General features: G+C 72.6%; 1 protein-coding gene. It reads right to left on the reverse strand.

The features are described from left to right. Positions 1-141: 141 nt before the first annotated feature. Positions 142-2,081, reverse strand: a 1,940-nt coding sequence (locus tag ACWGIU_RS36505; protein WP_453712374.1) for an MMPL family transporter, incomplete at its 5' end; no start/stop codon positions are given.

Raw genomic sequence — 2,081 nt, forward strand, 5'->3', positions numbered from 1 at the left:
CGCCCGGGACACGCAGCGCCCGGCTGTGGCGCGGAGGAGCCGTATCGTGGGCTCGGCGTTGTGTATAAGCGACAGGGCGCGGTCCGGGGACGGCCCGCGCACGCCTCACCCGCCCCCGCCCCCCTTCATTCGGTTACAGCGCTAGGTACCCGCTCCCACGGGTATCCGGTCCGGCTCAGGCGTCCGGGGCGCCGACTCGCCCTCGCTCAGGCCGATCCTCTCGTGCAGGCGGCGCAGCGGGGCCGGGGCCCACCAGGTGGCGCGGCCCGTCAGCTTCATCACCGCCGGGACCAGGAGGCTGCGGACGACCATGGCGTCCATCAGGACCGCCAGCGCGATCCCGAGGCCCAGCATCTTGGTATTGGTGACCCGGGAGGTGCCGATGGCCACCATCACCACCGCCAGGATCACGGCCGCCGCGGTGATCAGCCCGCCGGTGCGGGCCAGCCCCGACCGGACGGCGCTCTCGTGGTCCCCGGTCCGGTCGTACTCCTCCTTGATGCGGGATATGAGGAACACCCCGTAGTCCATGGAGAGTCCGAAGGCGATGCAGAACATGAGCACCGGCAGGGTGGTCTCTATGTCGCCGGTGGTGGTGAAGGAGAGGAGCCCGGAGAGGTTGCCCTCCTGGAACACCCACACCACCGCCCCGAACATCGCGGTCAGGCTGAGGGCATTGAGCAGCACCGCCTGCAGCGGTATCAGCAGGCTCCCGGTGAGCAGGAACACGAGCAGCAGCGTGGCGAGGACCACCAGGGCCGCCGCCGCGGGCAGCGCGCCGGCGATGGCCTGCTGCGCGTCGACGAGGACGGCCGCCTGTCCGGTCACCGAGGTCTTGAAGCCGGCGTCCACGGCGCGGACGTCGTCGACCAGGTCCCGGGCCGTCTCTCCCACGGCCTCGCCCTCGACGGACACCGAGAAGGAGGTGTACCGGCTTCCCGTCGCGGAGCCGATCGGCCCGTCGACCCGGATCACCCCGGGCAGTGCGGCCAGCCGGTCCCGGTAGGCCGTGAGGCTCTCAGGGCCGGGCGCTCCCTCCGCGAGCACGGTGAGACCACCGCCGGGACTGTCCGGGAAGCCGACGCGGATCTGCTCCTGTACCACGTGGGAGGGGGCGTCCTTCGGGAGCTGCCGGTCGTCGACCGTGCCGAACTTGACGCCGGTGAAGGGCAGTCCGAGGAGCAGCAGGCCCACGGTGGTGGCCACGGCGAACACCGGGGCGCGCCGCATCACGAGAGCGGCCGTCCGGTGCCAGCCTCTGCCCGTCTCCGCGGGCCCGGTCGTGGCCGCCTCGGGCCGGCCCCGCCGCCACAGTCTGCGCAGGTCGAGGGCGTTGACCCGCTCGCCGAGGAGCACGAGGGCGGCCGGCAGCAGGATCAGTGCGGCCGCGGCTGCGAGCAGGACCACCGCGACCCCGGCGTAGGCGAAGGAGCGCAGGAAGTACATGGGGAAGAAGAGCATCGCCGAGAGCGAGACGGCGACGGTGAGCGCCGAGAAGAGCACGGTGCGCCCGGCGGTGCGCAGGGTGACTCCGACCGCGGCGACCGGATCGCGCCCGGCGGCGAGTTCCTCGCGGAACCGCCGGACGATGAACAGGGCGTAGTCGACGGCGAGTCCGAGGCCGAGCGCGGTGGTCAGGTTCTGGGCGAAGACGGAGACGTCGGTGACCTCGGTGAGTCCGCGCAGGACGGCATTGGTGCCGAGGATGGCCACGATGCCTACGCCGAGGGGGAGCAGGGCGGCGACCGCGCTGCCGAAGACGAGGACGAGCAGGACGAGGGTGACCGGCAGGGCGATCAGCTCGGCGCGCAGCAGGTCTTCCTGGATGGTTTGGGTGACCTCGCGCTGCACCGCCGCGGGGCCGCCCAGGGACACCCGCACCGCGCCGTGCTCGCCCTCGTAGCGCGGGGCCATGCGTTCCAGGGCCGCGGTGGCCGCCTTCTCGTCGCCTTGGACGCGGGCGACGACAAGCGCCTGACGGCCGTCCTCCGAGCGCATTGCGGGCAGCTGGGTGCGCCAGTACGAGCCGACGCCGACGACCCCCCGTTCGGCGGCGAGTGCGGCGGTGAGCCGTTCGGCTT

The organism is Streptomyces sp. NPDC054840 (assembly GCF_053611065.1).